Source organism: Microbispora siamensis (assembly GCF_016863095.1).
In the GTDB taxonomy this organism is placed as follows: domain Bacteria; phylum Actinomycetota; class Actinomycetes; order Streptosporangiales; family Streptosporangiaceae; genus Microbispora; species Microbispora siamensis.
Genome location: NZ_BOOF01000001.1, coordinates 253461 through 268295, shown reverse-complemented (window position 1 = coordinate 268295; position 14835 = coordinate 253461). Strand labels below are relative to the sequence as shown.

General features: G+C 73.5%; 18 protein-coding genes. 11 read left to right on the top strand and 7 right to left on the bottom strand.

Going from position 1 to position 14835, the window contains the following annotated elements; genetic code table 11:
• The first annotated feature begins 33 nt into the window (after positions 1–33).
• Positions 34–660, top strand: a complete 627-nt coding sequence (locus Msi02_RS01215; RefSeq protein ID WP_204046659.1) for a hypothetical protein — start codon at positions 34–36, stop codon at positions 658–660.
• On the opposite strand, the gene Msi02_RS01210 is transcribed toward Msi02_RS01215, so the two are convergent.
• The 5 genes from Msi02_RS01210 to Msi02_RS01190 all read right to left on the bottom strand — a co-directional run bounded on the left by Msi02_RS01210 (position 649) and on the right by Msi02_RS01190 (position 7095).
• A complete protein-coding gene (locus Msi02_RS01210) occupies positions 649–1902 on the bottom strand; it encodes an NAD(P)/FAD-dependent oxidoreductase (RefSeq protein ID WP_204046658.1) in 1254 nt (417 codons plus the stop codon). The two genes, Msi02_RS01215 and Msi02_RS01210, sit on opposite strands and share 12 nt — an antisense overlap.
• Positions 1899–3344, bottom strand: a complete 1446-nt coding sequence (locus Msi02_RS01205; RefSeq protein ID WP_204046657.1) for an NAD(P)/FAD-dependent oxidoreductase — start codon at positions 3342–3344, stop codon at positions 1899–1901. Before Msi02_RS01205 ends, Msi02_RS01210 begins: the two co-directional genes overlap by 4 nt.
• Complete coding sequence (locus tag Msi02_RS01200) at positions 3341–4780, bottom strand: FGGY family carbohydrate kinase (protein WP_204046656.1); 1440 nt, start codon at positions 4778–4780, stop codon at positions 3341–3343. Before Msi02_RS01200 ends, Msi02_RS01205 begins: the two co-directional genes overlap by 4 nt.
• A complete protein-coding gene (locus tag Msi02_RS01195) occupies positions 4777–6255 on the bottom strand; it encodes an amino acid permease (RefSeq protein WP_204046655.1) in 1479 nt (492 codons plus the stop codon). The genes Msi02_RS01200 and Msi02_RS01195 overlap by 4 nt, the downstream gene beginning before the upstream one ends.
• Positions 6256–6330: 75 nt before the next feature.
• Positions 6331–7095 (bottom strand): DeoR/GlpR family DNA-binding transcription regulator, encoded by a 765-nt coding sequence (locus tag Msi02_RS01190; protein ID WP_204046654.1) that lies wholly within the window; start codon positions 7093–7095, stop codon positions 6331–6333.
• Positions 7096–7293: 198 nt separating this feature from the next.
• Here Msi02_RS01190 and hisD point away from each other — a divergent pair, with 198 nt between their 5' ends.
• The 9 genes from hisD to hisF all read left to right on the top strand — a co-directional run bounded on the left by hisD (position 7294) and on the right by hisF (position 13534).
• The gene (hisD, locus tag Msi02_RS01185) at positions 7294–8601 is read left to right on the top strand and encodes a histidinol dehydrogenase (protein ID WP_204046653.1); all 1308 of its coding nucleotides are present in this window, start codon (positions 7294–7296) and stop codon (positions 8599–8601) included.
• The gene (locus Msi02_RS01180) at positions 8598–9674 is read left to right on the top strand and encodes a histidinol-phosphate transaminase (protein WP_204046652.1); all 1077 of its coding nucleotides are present in this window, start codon (positions 8598–8600) and stop codon (positions 9672–9674) included. Before hisD ends, Msi02_RS01180 begins: the two co-directional genes overlap by 4 nt.
• Positions 9671–10276 (top strand): imidazoleglycerol-phosphate dehydratase HisB, encoded by a 606-nt coding sequence (gene hisB / locus Msi02_RS01175; protein ID WP_079319710.1) that lies wholly within the window; start codon positions 9671–9673, stop codon positions 10274–10276. Before Msi02_RS01180 ends, hisB begins: the two co-directional genes overlap by 4 nt.
• Positions 10276–10428, top strand: coding sequence for a CG2302 family histidine operon protein (locus tag Msi02_RS01170; RefSeq protein ID WP_179155475.1), 153 nt, complete (start codon positions 10276–10278; stop codon positions 10426–10428). Before hisB ends, Msi02_RS01170 begins: the two co-directional genes overlap by 1 nt.
• Positions 10425–11057, top strand: coding sequence for an imidazole glycerol phosphate synthase subunit HisH (gene hisH, locus Msi02_RS01165; RefSeq protein WP_143737778.1), 633 nt, complete (start codon positions 10425–10427; stop codon positions 11055–11057). Before Msi02_RS01170 ends, hisH begins: the two co-directional genes overlap by 4 nt.
• A 108-nt stretch (positions 11058–11165) precedes the next feature.
• A complete protein-coding gene (locus tag Msi02_RS01160; RefSeq protein ID WP_204046651.1) occupies positions 11166–11537 on the top strand; it encodes a hypothetical protein in 372 nt (123 codons plus the stop codon).
• 4 nt (positions 11538–11541) lie between these two features.
• A complete protein-coding gene (gene priA, locus Msi02_RS01155) occupies positions 11542–12267 on the top strand; it encodes a bifunctional 1-(5-phosphoribosyl)-5-((5-phosphoribosylamino)methylideneamino)imidazole-4-carboxamide isomerase/phosphoribosylanthranilate isomerase PriA (RefSeq protein WP_193202934.1) in 726 nt (241 codons plus the stop codon).
• Between the two features lie 73 nt (positions 12268–12340).
• Positions 12341–12760 (top strand): RidA family protein, encoded by a 420-nt coding sequence (locus Msi02_RS01150; RefSeq protein ID WP_204046650.1) that lies wholly within the window; start codon positions 12341–12343, stop codon positions 12758–12760.
• A gap of 3 nt (positions 12761–12763) precedes the next feature.
• Positions 12764–13534 (top strand): imidazole glycerol phosphate synthase subunit HisF, encoded by a 771-nt coding sequence (gene hisF / locus Msi02_RS01145; protein ID WP_139574373.1) that lies wholly within the window; start codon positions 12764–12766, stop codon positions 13532–13534.
• Positions 13535–13600: 66 nt separating this feature from the next.
• On the opposite strand, the gene Msi02_RS01140 is transcribed toward hisF, so the two are convergent.
• Positions 13601–13825: a hypothetical protein gene (locus Msi02_RS01140; RefSeq protein ID WP_079319704.1), complete on the bottom strand. Its 225-nt coding sequence runs from the start codon at positions 13823–13825 to the stop codon at positions 13601–13603.
• A gap of 236 nt (positions 13826–14061) precedes the next feature.
• Between Msi02_RS01140 and Msi02_RS01135 the strand changes: the two genes are divergently transcribed.
• The gene (locus tag Msi02_RS01135; RefSeq protein ID WP_204046649.1) at positions 14062–14349 is read left to right on the top strand and encodes a chorismate mutase; all 288 of its coding nucleotides are present in this window, start codon (positions 14062–14064) and stop codon (positions 14347–14349) included.
• A 280-nt stretch (positions 14350–14629) separates the two neighbouring features.
• On the opposite strand, the gene Msi02_RS01130 is transcribed toward Msi02_RS01135, so the two are convergent.
• Positions 14630–14791 carry a hypothetical protein gene (locus Msi02_RS01130; RefSeq protein WP_167748136.1) on the bottom strand — a complete coding sequence of 54 codons (162 nt, stop codon included), beginning with the start codon at positions 14789–14791 and terminating at the stop codon, positions 14630–14632.
• Positions 14792–14835 lie beyond the last annotated feature (44 nt).

The following is a 14835-nucleotide window of genomic DNA, read 5'->3' as shown; positions in this document are numbered from 1 at the left end:
CTTTGCCGACGGCCGAGCGTGGAAGGGCAGCCGATGAGGACGGTTGGTGACGTGGCGAAGGGACAGGCGTGCCTGTTCGGTGGACTCGGCGTGTGCGTCACCCTGCGGCCGGAGGGCCTGGCGGTCAACCACGGCATGAGTTACTACGGGGTCCACTGGCAGACCGTGCTGCCGTACGCGGCGGGTCTCGCCGGAGCCGCGCTGTTCACCCACCGGGCACTGCGCGACGCGGCGGCCCGCACGCCGTCCCCGGCCCGCCTGCGGCGGATGGCCGACTCGTTCGTCGTGCTGCTGGCCGGGATCGTGCTGACGCCCTACACCCTGGGCGGGGTGGTCGACTGGGCGCATCGGGGCCTCGGCGCGGCCCTGTTCGTGCTCCAGCTCCTGCTGGCCGGGTGGCTCGTCGTGTGGGCCCACGGCGACGTCGCCGGCGTCGCGTTCCTCCTGGTCCAGTTCGGCGGCGGCGTCCTCGCCGCGGTGTACGTGCTCCAGACCGAGGGGCTGCTCATCCACGGCGAGGCGACGTTCCAGCTCGGATTCGCCCTCGTGCTGGCCAGGACGCTCCCGCTGGTCGCGCCCCCGATCGCCGCGCCGTCCCCGGCCGCGGGCGGCGCGCCCGCCGGCGCGCCGGGCTCCGCGCCGGCGGTCTCAGCCCAGTGAGATCGTGATCGGGCCGCCGCGCGGGTCCGCCCCGGACAGCAGGGACGACGGCACCCGGAACACCCGGCCGGGGGAGACCGGCCACGGCAGGGTGCGGCGGGCGACCTCGCGGCCGTCCTGCGTCACCACCACCCTGGCGACGGCGCGGTGCTCGTCCGGCCACAGCAGGATCCGGTGACGTGGCGGCGCGCCCGCGCCCGGCCTGACCAGCCCGGGGGAGACCCATCGGAACGGCGCCTCGGCCCGCAGCGGGATCCCCGCGCGTCCGTCCAAGCCCGACAACTCCGACGCGTGCCCGGACAGGTGCGCCAGGACGTGCTCCACCACGTGGCGGCCGTCGAGGGCGGCCACGTCGGCGGTGTCCACGGGGTGGACCAGGTTGCCGACGGCGAACACGCCGGGGCGGCTGGTGGCCAGGGTGTTGTCCACGACCGGGCTCCTGCTGCCCGGGTCCATCGCCAGCCCGGCGGCCCGGGCCAGTTCGTGGTCCGGAACCCAGTCGCCCGTGAACACCACGGTGTCGCAGGGCACCGTGCGGCGCTCGCCCGTGCGCAGGTCCTCGACCTCGACCGACTCCACGGCGTCGCGGCCGTTGATCCGCACGACCCGGGTGGCGGTGGCGACGGGCACGCGCAGCACGGCGCGCCCCGGCACGCTGAACGCCGCGTACGACTCGGCGCGGGCGTGCTCGCTGGTCATCAGCACCGTACGGCAGCCCGCCTCGCGCAGTGTGAGCACGGCCGACCAGCTCACCAGCTCGGCCCCGACGACGACGGCCCGCGTCCCGACCCTGCCGTGGTGCAGGTGGACCACGTTCTGGAGCTGCCCGGTCGTCAGCACGCCCGGCGGGCGGTCGCCCGGCACCATCCGGGCCGTACGGGGACGTTCCCTGGCGCCGGTCGCCAGGACGACGGCGCGGGCGTCCACCCGCAGGCGGCCCTCCGGGGTGGTGACGTCGAGGGCGTGTTCCCCCGCCCACCCGGTCACCATGGCCGAGGTGCGCACCAGCGCCCCGGCCTCCACCGCGCGGTCGGCCAGCAGGCGGGCGTACGCCGGGCCGGTCATCACCGTGCGCAGGTCGCGCAGGCCGTAGCCGGTGTGGTCGCTGTGCCGGGGGATGCCCCCCGCCTCGCGCTCCCGGTCGAGCACCAGGACCCGCAGGCCGGCCGCCGCGAGCCCGGCGGCGGCGGTCAGCCCGGAGGGGCCGCCGCCCACGACGGCGACGTCGGTGGTGAGGTTCATCGTGACTCCTCCACAGAATCCGGCACGAGAGCGAGGCACCGGCCGACCTCGGCTCCGCAGAAGAAGCCCTGGCAGCGGCCCATCATGGCCCGGGTGCGACGGCGCAGGCCGTCGATGTCGGCCGGGGGAAGCGGGGAGGCCAGGGCGTCCCTGATCTCCCCGGCGGTGACCCGCTCGCAGAAGCAGACCACGGTCCCGTACGCCGGGTCGCTCGCGATGAGGTCGTCGCACATGTACGGCCGGGGGAACGCCTCGCCGATGTTGGGCATCCGGGGCGGCTCGGGCAGCTGGCCGCGTACGGAGGTGACGAGACCCGCCTCGGCCAGCAGCCCGGCGGCGTGCTCGGCCAGCGCCATGGACGAGGTGAGCCCGGTGGACCGGATGCCGCCGAGCACGAGATAACGCTGCGCCGCGTCGAGGTGCACCTGGTAGTCGCCGTGCTCGGTGGCGGCCCGCAGACCGGCGTAGGAGGCCGTGACCTCCTCCTTCAGCAGCTCGGGCATGAGCGCGAGGCCCTTGTCCACCAGAAACGCGAACCCCTCCTCGGAGGTGGAGGTGTCGGCGCGGTCGCGCAGGTCCTCGGCGGTGGGGCCGAGCATCACGTTGCCGTAGATCGTCGGGCTGATCAGCACGCCCTTGCCGCGCGAGCTGGGCACGGGCAGCACGATGCGGTTCGCCAGCGGCCTGGCCATCTTGTCGAAGACCAGCAGCTCGCCGCGGCGCGGCGTCACCGTGAACCGTTCGTGCCCGAACAGGCGGTCGACGGCGTCGGAGCCCAGCCCCGCGGCGTTGACGACCCAGCGGGCCCGCAGCGGGCCCCTGTTCGTCAGCAGCACGGTCTCCTCGCCGCCGTCGCGCTGGGCGCCCTCGACCCGCGTGTTCAGCAGCACGCCGGCGCCCCGCGCCAGCGCCTCGGTGGCGAACGCGAGCGTGGTGGTCCACGGGCAGATGATCGACTCCCCGGGCACGGTCAGCCCGCCGAGCGCGCCGGGGCCGAGGGCCGGGACCAGCCGGTAGACCTCGTCCGCGCCGACGGTCTCGCACTCCCGGTAGCCGTTCTTCACCGCCTTGTCCGCCAGAGCGGGGAGGGCGGCCAGCTCTTCCTCGGTCCAGGCGACCAGCACCGCGCCGGTGCGCTCGACCGGGATGCCCGCGCGCTCGGCGTACCCGCCGAGCAGCTCGTATCCCCGCCGCACCAGGCGCGACTCCAGCGTCCCCGGCGTCGCGTCGAAGCCGGTGTGCAGGATCGCGGTGTTGGCCTTGCTGGTGCCGTCGCCGACGTCCGAGCGCGCCTCGACCAGCGCGACCGACAGGGCGCGCCCGTCCGCCTCGCGTCCGGCCAGCTCGCGGGCCACGGCGGCGCCCACGACGCCGCCGCCGACCACCGCCACGTCGACCGTCCCGTCCGGCAGCGGCCCGGACCTGCTGACTCCCCCGTTCATGCGTCCCTCCCCGTGTCGATCGCCGCGCGGACACCCCGCCGCCAGCGCGTCATGAACTCCTCCGCCCGCTCCGCCGTCCAGCGCGGCTCGTACGTCGTCGCCGGGGCCCACGCGGGCACGGCGTCCGCCACCGCGAGCGAGGGGGTCACGGCGAGGCGGGCCAGCGCGGCGGCGCCGAGTGCGGTCGCGTGCGGCGACGGGTAGACGTCCACCGGCGCCTGCAGCAGGTCCGCCTGGGCCTGCATGAGAGCGGCCGACCGGGTGAGCCCGCCGTCCACCCGCAGGCGGGCCAGCGGGCGGCCGAGGTCGGCCGCGACGACCGCGGCCAGGTCGGCCACCTGGGTGGCGATGCCCTCCAGGACGGCCCGGATCAAGTGCCCGGGCCGGGTGGACAGCGTCATGCCGAGGAACGCCCCGGTCGCGTCCGGCCGCCACCAGGGCGCGGCCAGCCCGGCCAGACCCGGGACGAACAGCGCGCCCTCGGCGTCCGGTGCGGCCAGCGCGTCCAGGTCGGAGGCGTCGCCGACGAGGCCGAGGCCGTTCAGCCACCGCACGGCGGAGGCCGCCGTGTAGACCTGCCCGTCCACGCAGTAGGGCGTGGCGCCCCTGGCCCGCCACGCCACCGACGTGGTCAGGCCGGAGGCCGAGCGCACCGCCCGCTCGCCGGTGTTGGCGAGCAGGAACGCCCCGGTGCCGTACGTGCACTTGGCCTCGCCGGCCGACAGGCAGCCCTCCGCCAGCAGCGCGGCCTGCTGGTCGACGACCAGGCCGCCGACCGGGATCTCCCCGCCGAAGGCCCGGGTCGTCCCGACGACCTCGTCGCAGGCGGCGATGGCGGGCAGGCGCTCGCCGTCCAGGCCGAACAGGCCGAGCAGCTCCCCGCTCCACTCGACCGCGTCGAGGTCGAGCAGCGCCGACCTGCTCGCGGTCGCCGCGTCGGTGACGAACTCGCCGGTCAGGTGGTGGACGAGCCAGGTGTCGCTGGTCGTCACCACCCCCTCGCGGGTGAGGTTGCGGCGGATCCAGGCCATCTTCGGCGCCGAGAAATAGGGGTCGAGCACGAGCCCGGTCAGCTCGGCGACCCTCTCGGCATGATCGGCGAGACCGGCGCACACCTCTTCGGCCCGCCGGTCCTGCCACACCAGCGCCGTCGTCAACGGCTCGCCGGTCGCCGGGTCCCAGGCCAGCACGGTCTCGCCCTGGTTGGCCAGCGTGACCGCGCCCACGGGCACACCCGCCGCCGCGACGGCCTCCCGCCCGGCGGCCAGGACCGAGCCGAGCAGCTCCCGGGGGTCCTGCTCCACCCGCCCGCCCGGCAGGTACGCGGGGCGGACGGGCGCCTCGGCCAGCGCGAGGACGGCGCCGTCGCCGCCCACCACGATCGCCTTCGTGCCCGAGGTGCCCTGGTCGATCGCCAGTACGGCCGGCGCGCTCACAGGAGCTCCGCGGCGTCGCCGGTCTCGCGGGTCAGGCGGTCCCGGCCGCGCACCCACACCACGGCGAACACGACGGCGCCGAGCACGAGCGAGCCCAGGGCGTACACCTGCGCGGTGCGGAAGTCGGACGGGATGAGGAAGATCGCCAGCTCGATCACCAGCCAGATCACCGCGCCCGCCACGACCAGCGGCTCCCACTTCCCCAGGTGGAAGTCGTCGGGCCGCGGCCGGTGCCTGCGGCGGGTGCCGAGGTAGAGCGCGACCGTGCCGGCGTACAGCAGGGCAGGCATGAGCGTGCCCGCCCCGAGGAGCTGCGACAGGGCGTCGGCGTTGCCGGAGAAGGCGAGCACGATGGCGATCGACGCGCCGGCCGCGAGCACGGTGGCCCAGGTCGGGCCGCCGGTGGCGCGCGGCACCCGGCTCAGCGCCCCGGAGAACGGCAACCGGCCGTCGCGGGCCATCGCGTGGACCAGCCGGCTGCAGCTCACCATGATGACCAGGCCGCAGGCGAAGATCGCGAGGCTCACGACGACGAGGAAGGCCCGCGCCACCCCGGCGCCGAGGACGTTCTCGACCACCTGGGCGACCGGCGCGGAGGAGGCGGTGATCGCCGCCACGTCGTCCCCGAGAGCAGCGGTGACCACGACGAGGAACAGCATGCCGAGGGCGACGCTGAGCAGGATCGCGCGGACCATCGCCCGGGGCACCACCTGCTTGGGGTTGATCGTCTCCTCGGCGAGGTTGGCCGCCGACTCCCAGCCGACCAGCGTGAACGCGCCGAGCAGGGCCGACAGCATGAACGGCCCGAGCCAGCCGAAGTAGCCGTCGCCGGAGACGGCGCCGGTGGAGGTGAGGTTGGACCACTCCGCGTGGCCCCCGAAGATCGCGAACCCGGCGATCAGCAGGGTCAGCCCGATCATCGCGATCACCTCGGCGCTCACCGCGAGGTTGTTGATCTTCGTGGTGATCGGCGTGGACCAGATGATCAGAACCATCTGGACGACCAGCACGACGAGCGTGGTGAGCGCGCCGGCCATGGGCGTGTACTCCCAGCCGAACAGCGGGAACAGCGCCACCTGGGCGAGGCCGTAGTCGACCGCCACCGCGACGATCGCGAGGAACGCGAACGACACCCAGCCGAACCACCAGCCCAGCACCGGCGAGGCGAGCCTGCTCGCCCACTGGTAGCTGTAGCCCGACAGCGGGATGCGGCTGGCCAGCGCGCCGTACAGGAGGGCGACCGCGACCGTGCCCGCGCCGACGATCGGCCAGGTCCAGATGCCCGCGGGCCCGCCCGAGTTGAGCACGGTGCCGTACGTGGTGAACAGGCCAGTGGTGATCGAGATGAAGGAGAACACGACGGCGAAGGACTCGAACGACTTCAGCGTGCGCGAGAACTGCTGGGCGTATCCGGCGTGGGAGATGGCCGCGTCGGCCTGATCATGAGATGGCGGGCGCGTGGAAGGATGGGTCATGGATCGTCTCCTGGCTGGAGCTGGGGAGATTGCAACGGTCCGGGCCCGGCGGCGTGGCCGCGCCGCCGGGCCACCCTACGGGTTGATCACCTCGGCACCCGCCCTGACCAGGGCGGACGCGAGTGCGGGAGGGGGTTCCCCGTCCGTGATGAGGCCGGACAGGCCGTCCAGGGCGCACACCCGGTAGGCGGCGACCCTGCCGTGCTTCGAGCTGTCGGCGAGCACGTACGTCCTGGCGGTGTGGGCGAGGATCACACGCTTGGTCGCGACCTCGTCCAGGAAGTAGTCGGTGAGCCCGGCTTCGGCGTCCACCCCGCCGGAGCCGAGGAACGCCACGTCGGCGCGCAGGTCCTGGAAGAACCCCAGCGTGTGGGCGTTGGAGACGGCGAGGTCGCCCTGCCGCACGCGCCCGCCCGCCACGAGCACCTCGACGCCGGGACGGCCCGCGAGCTCGGCCGCCACCAGCAGCGAGCAGGTGGCGACCACCCCACGGAAGGACGGGGGGACGGCCCTGGCGACGTGGACGGCCGTGGTGCCCACGTCGATGATCACGGTCTGGCCCGGCCGCAGGAGCTGCGCCGCGAGCTCGCCGATCACGGCCTTCGCCTCCGACTGGCTGGTCGAGCGCTCCAGGTAGGACAGCTCCTCGCCGGTGCCGGACGGCGCCGAGGTCGCCCCGCCGTGCACGCGGACGAGCAGCGCCCGGCGCTCCAGGATCGCCAGGTCGCGCCGGACGGTCTCGTGGGAGACGCCGAGCAGCGCGGCCAGGTCCTCGGTGCGCACGGTCCCCTTCCGCCCGAGGGCTTCGATGATCCGCTGGTGGCGCTGTGCCGGAAGCAAGAGATCCGCCTTTGACCGAATGTGACTGGTATTGCCCGAGAGTGTGGATTAGTGCCCGAAAACCTGTCAAGAGTCGGACCGGTAAAACGTGCGGGGGAGCGGATTCCCAGCTCCCGAGCGGTGCGCGGGCCGGCGAAACGTCCGTCCCGAATGCTGGACACACGCGGATCCGTCCCTGGTCGTCCGTAGACTGGGACGGTGATTTCCCGTATCGACCTGCGCGGGTCCCTTCCTGCCGACCTGCGCGACGTGCTGCCCCGCGCCGAACTCGACGTCGAGGCCGCCCTGGAGAAGGTGCGGCCCATCTGCGAGGAGGTCCGCCATCGCGGCGCGGCAGCCGTACGGGAGCTGACCGCGAGATTCGACGGTGTCGAGCTGGAGTCCGCCCGGGTGCCCGCCGAGGCGCTCACACGCGCCCTGGAGGAGCTGGACCCGGCCGTGCGCGAGGCCCTGGAGGAGTCGATCCGCCGCGCCCGCCTGGTCCACCGCGACCAGCGGCGCACCGACACCACCACGCAGGTCGTGCCGGGCGGAACGGTCACCGAGCGCTGGGTGCCGGTCGACCGCGTGGGGCTGTACGTCCCCGGCGGCCGGGCCGTCTATCCCTCCAGCGTGGTCATGAACGTGGTCCCCGCCCAGGAGGCGGGCGTGCCCTCGCTGGCCGTCACCTCGCCCGCGCAGAAGGAGTTCGGCGGGCTCCCGCACCCCACCATCCTCGCCGCCTGCGCGCTGCTCGGCGTCGACGAGGTGTACGCCGTGGGCGGCGCCCAGGCCGTGGCGATGTTCGCCTACGGCACCGAGGAGTGCCGCCCGGCCACGATGGTGACCGGTCCCGGCAACATCTGGGTGGCCGCGGCCAAGCGGCTGCTCAAGGGCCGCATCGGCATCGACTCCGAGGCCGGGCCCACCGAGATCGCGGTCCTCGCCGACGAGACCGCCGACCCCGTGCACGTCGCGGCCGACCTGATCAGCCAGGCCGAGCACGACGTCATCGCCGCCTCCGTGCTGGTCACCACCAGCGTGGAGCTGGCCGACGCGGTGGAGAAGGAACTGCCCGGCCAGGTGGCGGCGACCCGGCACTCCGAGCGCATCACCGAGGCGCTCGCCGGCCGCCAGTCGGGCATCGTGCTCGTCTCGAACATCGAGGACGGGCTGAAGGTCGTGGACGCCTACGCCGCCGAGCACCTGGAGATCCAGACGGCCGACGCCCGCGCGGTCGCCGCCCGGGTGCGCAACGCCGGTGCGATCTTCGTCGGGCCGTACGCGCCGGTGTCGCTCGGCGACTACATGGCGGGCTCCAACCACGTGCTGCCGACCGGCGGCTGCGCCTGCCACTCCTCGGGGTTGTCGGTGCAGACGTTCCTGCGCGGCATCCACGTGGTGGACTACAGCCGCGAGGCGCTGGCCGGGGCCGCGCCGTACGTGTGCGCGCTCGCCGACGCCGAGGACCTGCCCGCCCACGGCGCCGCCATCCGCGCCCGCTTCGACTGGGAAGTGCCCGCATGACGACCCTCGACGACCTGCCGATCCGCGACGACCTGCGCGGCAAGCAGCCGTACGGCGCGCCGCAGCTCGACGTGCCGGTGCAGCTCAACACCAACGAGAACCCCTACCCCCCGTCGGCCGCGCTGATCGACGACCTCGCCCGTGCCGTACGGCAGGGCGCGGCGACGCTGAACCGCTACCCCGACAGGGACGCCGTCGAGCTGCGCAAGGACCTCGCCGACTACCTCGGCCACGGGCTGACGGCCCGCCAGCTGTGGGCGGCCAACGGCTCCAACGAGATCATCCAGCAGATCCTCCAGGCGTTCGGCGGCCCCGGCCGCTCGGCCATCGGGTTCGAGCCGTCGTACTCCATGCACCCGATCATCGCGGGCGGCACGAACACCCGCTGGATCGAGGGCCTGCGCGAGGAGGACTTCGCGCTCGACCCCGACGCCGCCGTGGCGGCGATCGAGGAGCACCGCCCCGACGTGGTGTTCCTGACCTCGCCGAACAACCCGACGGGCACGGCCCTGCCGCTGGAGGTGATCGAGCGGATCCTCGCCGCCGCGCCCGGCATGGTCGTGGTGGACGAGGCGTACGCCGAGTTCGCCCGCACCGGCACCCCGTCGGCGCTGACCCTGCTGCCCGGCAACCCCCGGCTGATCGTGACGCGGACCATGTCCAAGGCGTTCGCGATGGCCGGCACCCGGCTCGGCTACCTCGCCGCCGACCCGGCGGTGGTCGACGCCATGCTCCTGGTCCGCCTGCCCTACCACCTGTCCACGCTGACCCAGGCGGCGGCCCGGGTGGCGCTGGCGCACCGCGAGGAGCTGCTGGGCACGGTGAACGCGCTGCGCGCCGAGCGGGACGCCACCGTGGACTGGCTGCGCGGGCGCGGCCTGGTGGCCGCCGACTCCGACGCCAACTTCGTGCTGTTCGGTACGTTTGCGGATCGGCGGTCCGTATGGGAGGGACTGCTCGATCGCGGGGTGCTGATCCGGGAGACCGGTCCCGCGGGCTGGCTGCGCGTGTCGATCGGCACGCCGGAAGAGATGGCGGCGTTCCGCGCCGCGCTGGAGGGGGTCCTCGCATGACCGAGCTCAACGAGCGCCGCGGCCGCGTCGAGCGCACGACGAAGGAGACGTCGGTGCTGGTCGAGGTGTGCCTCGACGGCACCGGGATCGTCGACGTGTCCACCGGTGTGGGGTTCTACGACCACATGCTCGCCCAGCTCGGCAAGCACGGCCTGTTCGACCTGACCGTGAAGACCGAGGGCGACCTGCACATCGACGCCCACCACACGATCGAGGACACCTCGATCGCGCTCGGCGCGGCGTTCCGCGAGGCCCTGGGCGACAAGTCGGGCATCCGGCGGTTCGGCAGTGCCTCCTGCCCGCTGGACGAGGCGCTCGCGCAGGTCACGGTGGACCTGTCCGGCCGGCCGTACCTCGTCCACACCGAGCCCGAGGGCATGGCCCCGATGATCGGGCCCGACTACGACACCACCATGACCCGGCACATCCTGGAGTCGTTCGTCGCGCAGGCGGCGGTCTGCCTCCACGTGCACGTGCCGTACGGGCGCAACGCCCACCACATCGTGGAGGCGCAGTTCAAGGCGCTGGCGCGGGCGCTGCGCGAGGCGTCGGAACGGGACCCCCGGGCGACCGGCGTGCCCAGCACCAAGGGCGTCCTCTGATGACCTTCGCGTCCGGAGGGATGATCTTCATCGGCCTCTTCCTGATCGGCGGGGTCATCTCGGGCATACGGCAGGGCCTCAAGCTGCTGGCGGCGCTCGCCGGCGTCGGGGCCGCCATGGCGATCACCGCGGGGGTGATGTGGTGGCAGTGAGCAAGCGCGTGGTCGTGCTCGACTACGGCTCGGGCAACCTCCGCTCGGCCGAGCGGGCGCTCGCCCGGGTCGGGGCGGACGTCACCGTCACCGCCGACTTCGACGCGGCACTCGACGCGGACGGGCTCGTCGTCCCCGGCGTCGGGGCGTTCGCCGCGTGCATGGAGGGGCTGAAGGGCGTGCGCGGCGACCAGATCGTCGGCCGCCGCCTGTCCGGCGGGCGCCCGGTGCTCGGGATCTGCGTCGGCATGCAGATCCTGTTCGAGAAGGGCGTCGAGCACGGCGTCCACACGGAGGGCTGCGGCGAGTGGCCCGGCACGGTCGAGCGGCTCGACGCGCCCGTGCTGCCCCACATGGGGTGGAACACCGTGACCGCGCCCGAGGGCAGCGTGCTGTTCCGCGGGCTGGAGGAGGGGACGCGCTTCTACTTCGTCCACTCCTACGGCGTGCGCGACTGGCGGCTGGAGGCCGGCGACGGCTTCCGCGCGCCGCTGGTCACCTGGGCCGAGCACGGCGTGCCGTTCGTGGCCGCCGTCGAGAACGGTCCCCTCATGGCCACCCAGTTCCACCCGGAGAAGTCCGGGGACGCGGGGGCCGTGCTGCTGTCCAACTGGCTGAGCACGTTGTGAGCGTGTCCGGCACGCGAAATCTCGAGGCAGCGGTGCGACACTGGTGAACGGCGGGGCTGCGGCGCGTACGGCCGGCCAGGCCGTGACCGGACCTGAGCGGGAGGCCCGATGAGCAAGGAACGGGCCCGCCGGAGGGCGGAGCGTGAAGCCGAGCGCGAACGCCTCGCGGCGGCCCGGGCCGAGCGCGAGGCGAGGGCCGCCAGGCGGCGCGAGATGCGCCGGCGGCTCGTCGGGCCCGTCACCGGGGCCGTGGCCGCGGTGCTGCCGCGGCCGGCCAGGCCGGTGCGGGTGGCCCGGCAGCGCGGGTACATCGCCCGCCGGCGCCGCACCGAGAACGCCGTCGTCGCCGTGCTGTGGTTCCTCGTCCAGGTGCTCGCCTGGATCCTGCTCGACTCGTGGATGGCCCGGCTGGGCGTGTTCCTCGGCTCGATCCTGCTGCTCCCGGTGCTCGTCACCATCGTCTTCGACCGGAGGTCATGACCAAATGTCGCTCGTATTGCTCCCAGCCGTCGACGTCGCCGACGGCCAAGCCGTCCGCCTCGTGCAGGGCGAGGCGGGGACGGAGACCTCGTACGGGGATCCGCTCGCCGCCGCCCTGGCCTGGCAGAAGGCCGGCGCGGAGTGGATCCACCTGGTCGACCTCGACGCGGCGTTCGGCCGGGGGAGCAACCGCGAGCTGCTCGCCTCCGTCGTCGGCGCGCTCGACGTGCACGTGGAGCTGTCCGGTGGAATCCGCGACGACGCCTCGCTCGAGGCCGCGCTGAGCACCGGCTGCCGCCGGGTCAACATCGGCACCGCCGCGCTGGAAAACCCGGAGTGGTGCGCCAAGGCGATCGCCGAGCACGGCGACCGCATCGCGGTGGGGCTGGACGTGCGCGGCACCACGCTGGCCGCCCGCGGCTGGACCCAGGAGGGCGGCGACCTGTGGGAGGTGCTCGACCGGCTGGAGTCGGAGGGCTGCCCCCGCTACGTCGTCACCGACGTCACCAAGGACGGCACGCTTCGCGGTCCCAACCTCGACCTGCTGCGCGAGGTCTGCGCGCGGACCGACCGCCCGGTCATCGCCAGCGGCGGGGTGTCCTCGCTCGACGACCTGCGGGCGATCGCGACCCTCGTGCCGGACGGCGTCGAGGGCGCCATCGTGGGCAAGGCGCTGTACGCCCAGGCGTTCACCCTGGAAGAGGCGCTCGCGGCGGTGAAGACCGCATGAGCGAGCGTAGCGAGCGAATCAGAGAACACAGCGCTTGGCGAATGCCGCTCCGAGCCGAAGGCGAGGAGGTGGCATGAGCACGCAGATGCCCGAAGGGCGGATCTCCTCCGGCGGCCCCTGGGAGGACCGTTACGGCTACGCCCGCGCGGTCGTCGCCGGGCCCCACGTGCTCGTGTCCGGCTGCACCGCCACCGTCGGCGGCGAGGTCCAGCACGTGGGCGACGCCTACCAGCAGACGCTCACCGCCTTCTCCATCGCGCTGGACGCCGTGGAGAAGGCCGGCACCACCCGGGCCGACGTGGTGCGCACCCGTCTGTACGTGGTGAACGCCGACGACTTCGACGCCGTCGGCAAGGCGCACGGCGAGATCTTCGGCGACGTACGGCCCGTGTGCACGAGCGTGCAGGTCGCCGGGCTGGTCGACGAGCGCATGCTGGTCGAGGTCGAGGTCGAGGCGTACCGGCCGGTGGAACGCGGCAGCGATGAGGACTGAGCGATGACCGTAGCGGTGCGGGTGATCCCCTGCCTGGACGTCGACGCGGGCCGGGTCGTCAAGGGGGTCAACTTCGAGAACCTCAGGGACGCCGGCGATCCGGTCGAACTGGCCGCGCGCTACGACGCCGAGGGGGCCGACGAGCTGACCTTCCTCGACATCACCGCCTCCTCGGGCGAGCGCGAGACCATGCTCGACGTGGTGCGCCGTACGGCCGAGCAGGTGTTCATCCCGCTGACGGTCGGCGGAGGCGTGCGGTCGGCCGACGACGTGGACCGGCTGCTGCGCGCGGGCGCCGACAAGGTCGGCATCAACACCGCCGCCATCGCCCGGCCGGAACTGCTGACCGAGACCTCGCGCCGGTTCGGGTCGCAGTGCATCGTCCTGTCGGTGGACGCGCGCCGGGTGGTCGACGGGCCGCCCACGCCCTCCGGTTTCGAGGTGACCACCCACGGCGGGCGCCGGGGGACCGGCATCGACGCGGTGGAGTGGGCCCGGCGCGGGGAGGAGCTCGGCGTCGGCGAGATCCTGCTCAACTCGATGGACGGCGACGGCACCAAGTCGGGATACGACCTGGAGATGCTGCGGGCCGTACGGGCGGCGGTGAGCGTCCCGCTGATCGCCTCCGGCGGCGCCGGGCGGCTGGAGGACTTCCCGCCCGCGGTGGACGCCGGGGCGGACGCCGTGCTGGCGGCGTCGGTCTTCCACTTCGGCCAGCTCAAGATCCACGAGGTGAAGGACACGCTGCGCGCGGCCGGTCACCCGGTCCGCTGAGCGCCCACCGGGCCGCTCACAGGCCGCTCACCGGGGGCCGGGATCCGGCCCCCGGTCGGTGGGTCCTCAGTCGATGTCGACGATCGCGGTGGGGTAGGCGTCCGGGCCGGTGCCGAGCGAGGAGGACGCCATCGACTGGGACTGCCACTGTCCCTGGAAGGAGCCGCCGCACCCGTCGTCGCCCCAGCAGGTCGCGGCGGCGGACGCCTCGTGGGCCGGTTGGGCCGCCGCGAGACCGACGGCGGCGAGGAACGCCAGGCCCAGCAGGCTCGGGAAACGCTTGGCACGCATAGCTGTCTCCTGTCCGTCGAGGGATCATTCGGCGCTCCGGAGTCCGCCTCCTCCATGGTCAGCCGGACATCGCGCAGCGGTCCATACCAATCACCGCAAATAGGACGATAGTGGGCGAAAACCGGCATGCGCGATTGTGCGGTCTTTTATCGGGATCCCTCCCGAAAGGGAACGGCCCTCTCCCGCATCGGCCCTAGAGTTGCCAGCGATCATCGTCTCGCCGCTCGGAGGAACATGTGTCCGACCCCACCTCGCTCGACGACGTCCGCCGCCGCATCGACGAGCTCGACGCCCGTCTGACGACGCTGCTGGCCGAGCGGCAGCGTCTCGTGCGCGCCGCGGCCGCCTTCAAGACGGACGAGCAGGCCGTACGGGCCCCTGACCGGGTGGAGCGGGTCGTGGCCGCGGCGCGGGAGCGCGCGGAGCGTGAGGGCTTGTCCCCTGAGGTCGCCGAGGCCGTCTGGCGGGCGATGATCGGGGCGTTTGTGGAATACGAGCTCACGGAGCACCGGCAGCGCGGGTAGCACATGGGCGGCGTCCGCGCCCGTTCACCGGAGCCCTGGGAAATCAAGCGGGTGTGAGAACGGGCCTGGGGGGCAGAGGTCTTGGGCCCCGGGATGAGCCGCTCGCCGGTCGAAGGGATGCGAAAGGAGAGGCCGGCGGAGCAAGGGCGGATGCCCTGCCGGCCTGTGCGCGGAGAGCCTCGCGGCTCTGACTGTCACTACGGTTGGGTCGTCGTTCGTCGCTGCCTGTGGTCGTGGTCGGGGCTACCTGAGGGAGAGCGGGGGCGGGCGGTCCGCGGCCTCAACTCAGGACCGAGGTGAAGAAGGTCGCCAGTCGGCTGGCTCCGGTGTTGACCGTGTCGAACACGCCGCGCACGGCGCCTGCCGCCGCGTGCGGCTGGCTGTAGAGGTAGAAGACCACGAACGCGATGGCCGCGTACGTAAGAACCTTCTTCACCTTCATCGGGGGGCCTCCTGCAATCGGTATCCCGGTTGTTTGTACCCGGC

What these genes read in the sequence shown, in the direction of transcription:
- Msi02_RS01215 (WP_204046659.1), top strand. Translation starts at nt 34, where the DNA reads ATGAGGACGGTTGGTGACGTGGCGAAGGGACAGGCGTGCCTGTTCGGT.
- Msi02_RS01210 (WP_204046658.1), bottom strand. Translation starts at nt 1,902, where the DNA reads ATGAACCTCACCACCGACGTCGCCGTCGTGGGCGGCGGCCCCTCCGGG.
- Msi02_RS01205 (WP_204046657.1), bottom strand. Translation starts at nt 3,344, where the DNA reads ATGAACGGGGGAGTCAGCAGGTCCGGGCCGCTGCCGGACGGGACGGTC.
- Msi02_RS01195 (WP_204046655.1), bottom strand. Translation starts at nt 6,255, where the DNA reads ATGACCCATCCTTCCACGCGCCCGCCATCTCATGATCAGGCCGACGCG.
- Msi02_RS01180 (WP_204046652.1), top strand. Translation starts at nt 8,598, where the DNA reads ATGACGACCCTCGACGACCTGCCGATCCGCGACGACCTGCGCGGCAAG.
- hisB (WP_079319710.1), top strand. Translation starts at nt 9,671, where the DNA reads ATGACCGAGCTCAACGAGCGCCGCGGCCGCGTCGAGCGCACGACGAAG.
- Msi02_RS01170 (WP_179155475.1), top strand. Translation starts at nt 10,276, where the DNA reads ATGACCTTCGCGTCCGGAGGGATGATCTTCATCGGCCTCTTCCTGATC.
- Msi02_RS01160 (WP_204046651.1), top strand. Translation starts at nt 11,166, where the DNA reads ATGAGCAAGGAACGGGCCCGCCGGAGGGCGGAGCGTGAAGCCGAGCGC.
- priA (WP_193202934.1), top strand. Translation starts at nt 11,542, where the DNA reads ATGTCGCTCGTATTGCTCCCAGCCGTCGACGTCGCCGACGGCCAAGCC.
- Msi02_RS01150 (WP_204046650.1), top strand. Translation starts at nt 12,341, where the DNA reads ATGAGCACGCAGATGCCCGAAGGGCGGATCTCCTCCGGCGGCCCCTGG.
- hisF (WP_139574373.1), top strand. Translation starts at nt 12,764, where the DNA reads ATGACCGTAGCGGTGCGGGTGATCCCCTGCCTGGACGTCGACGCGGGC.
- Msi02_RS01140 (WP_079319704.1), bottom strand. Translation starts at nt 13,825, where the DNA reads ATGCGTGCCAAGCGTTTCCCGAGCCTGCTGGGCCTGGCGTTCCTCGCC.
- Msi02_RS01130 (WP_167748136.1), bottom strand. Translation starts at nt 14,791, where the DNA reads ATGAAGGTGAAGAAGGTTCTTACGTACGCGGCCATCGCGTTCGTGGTC.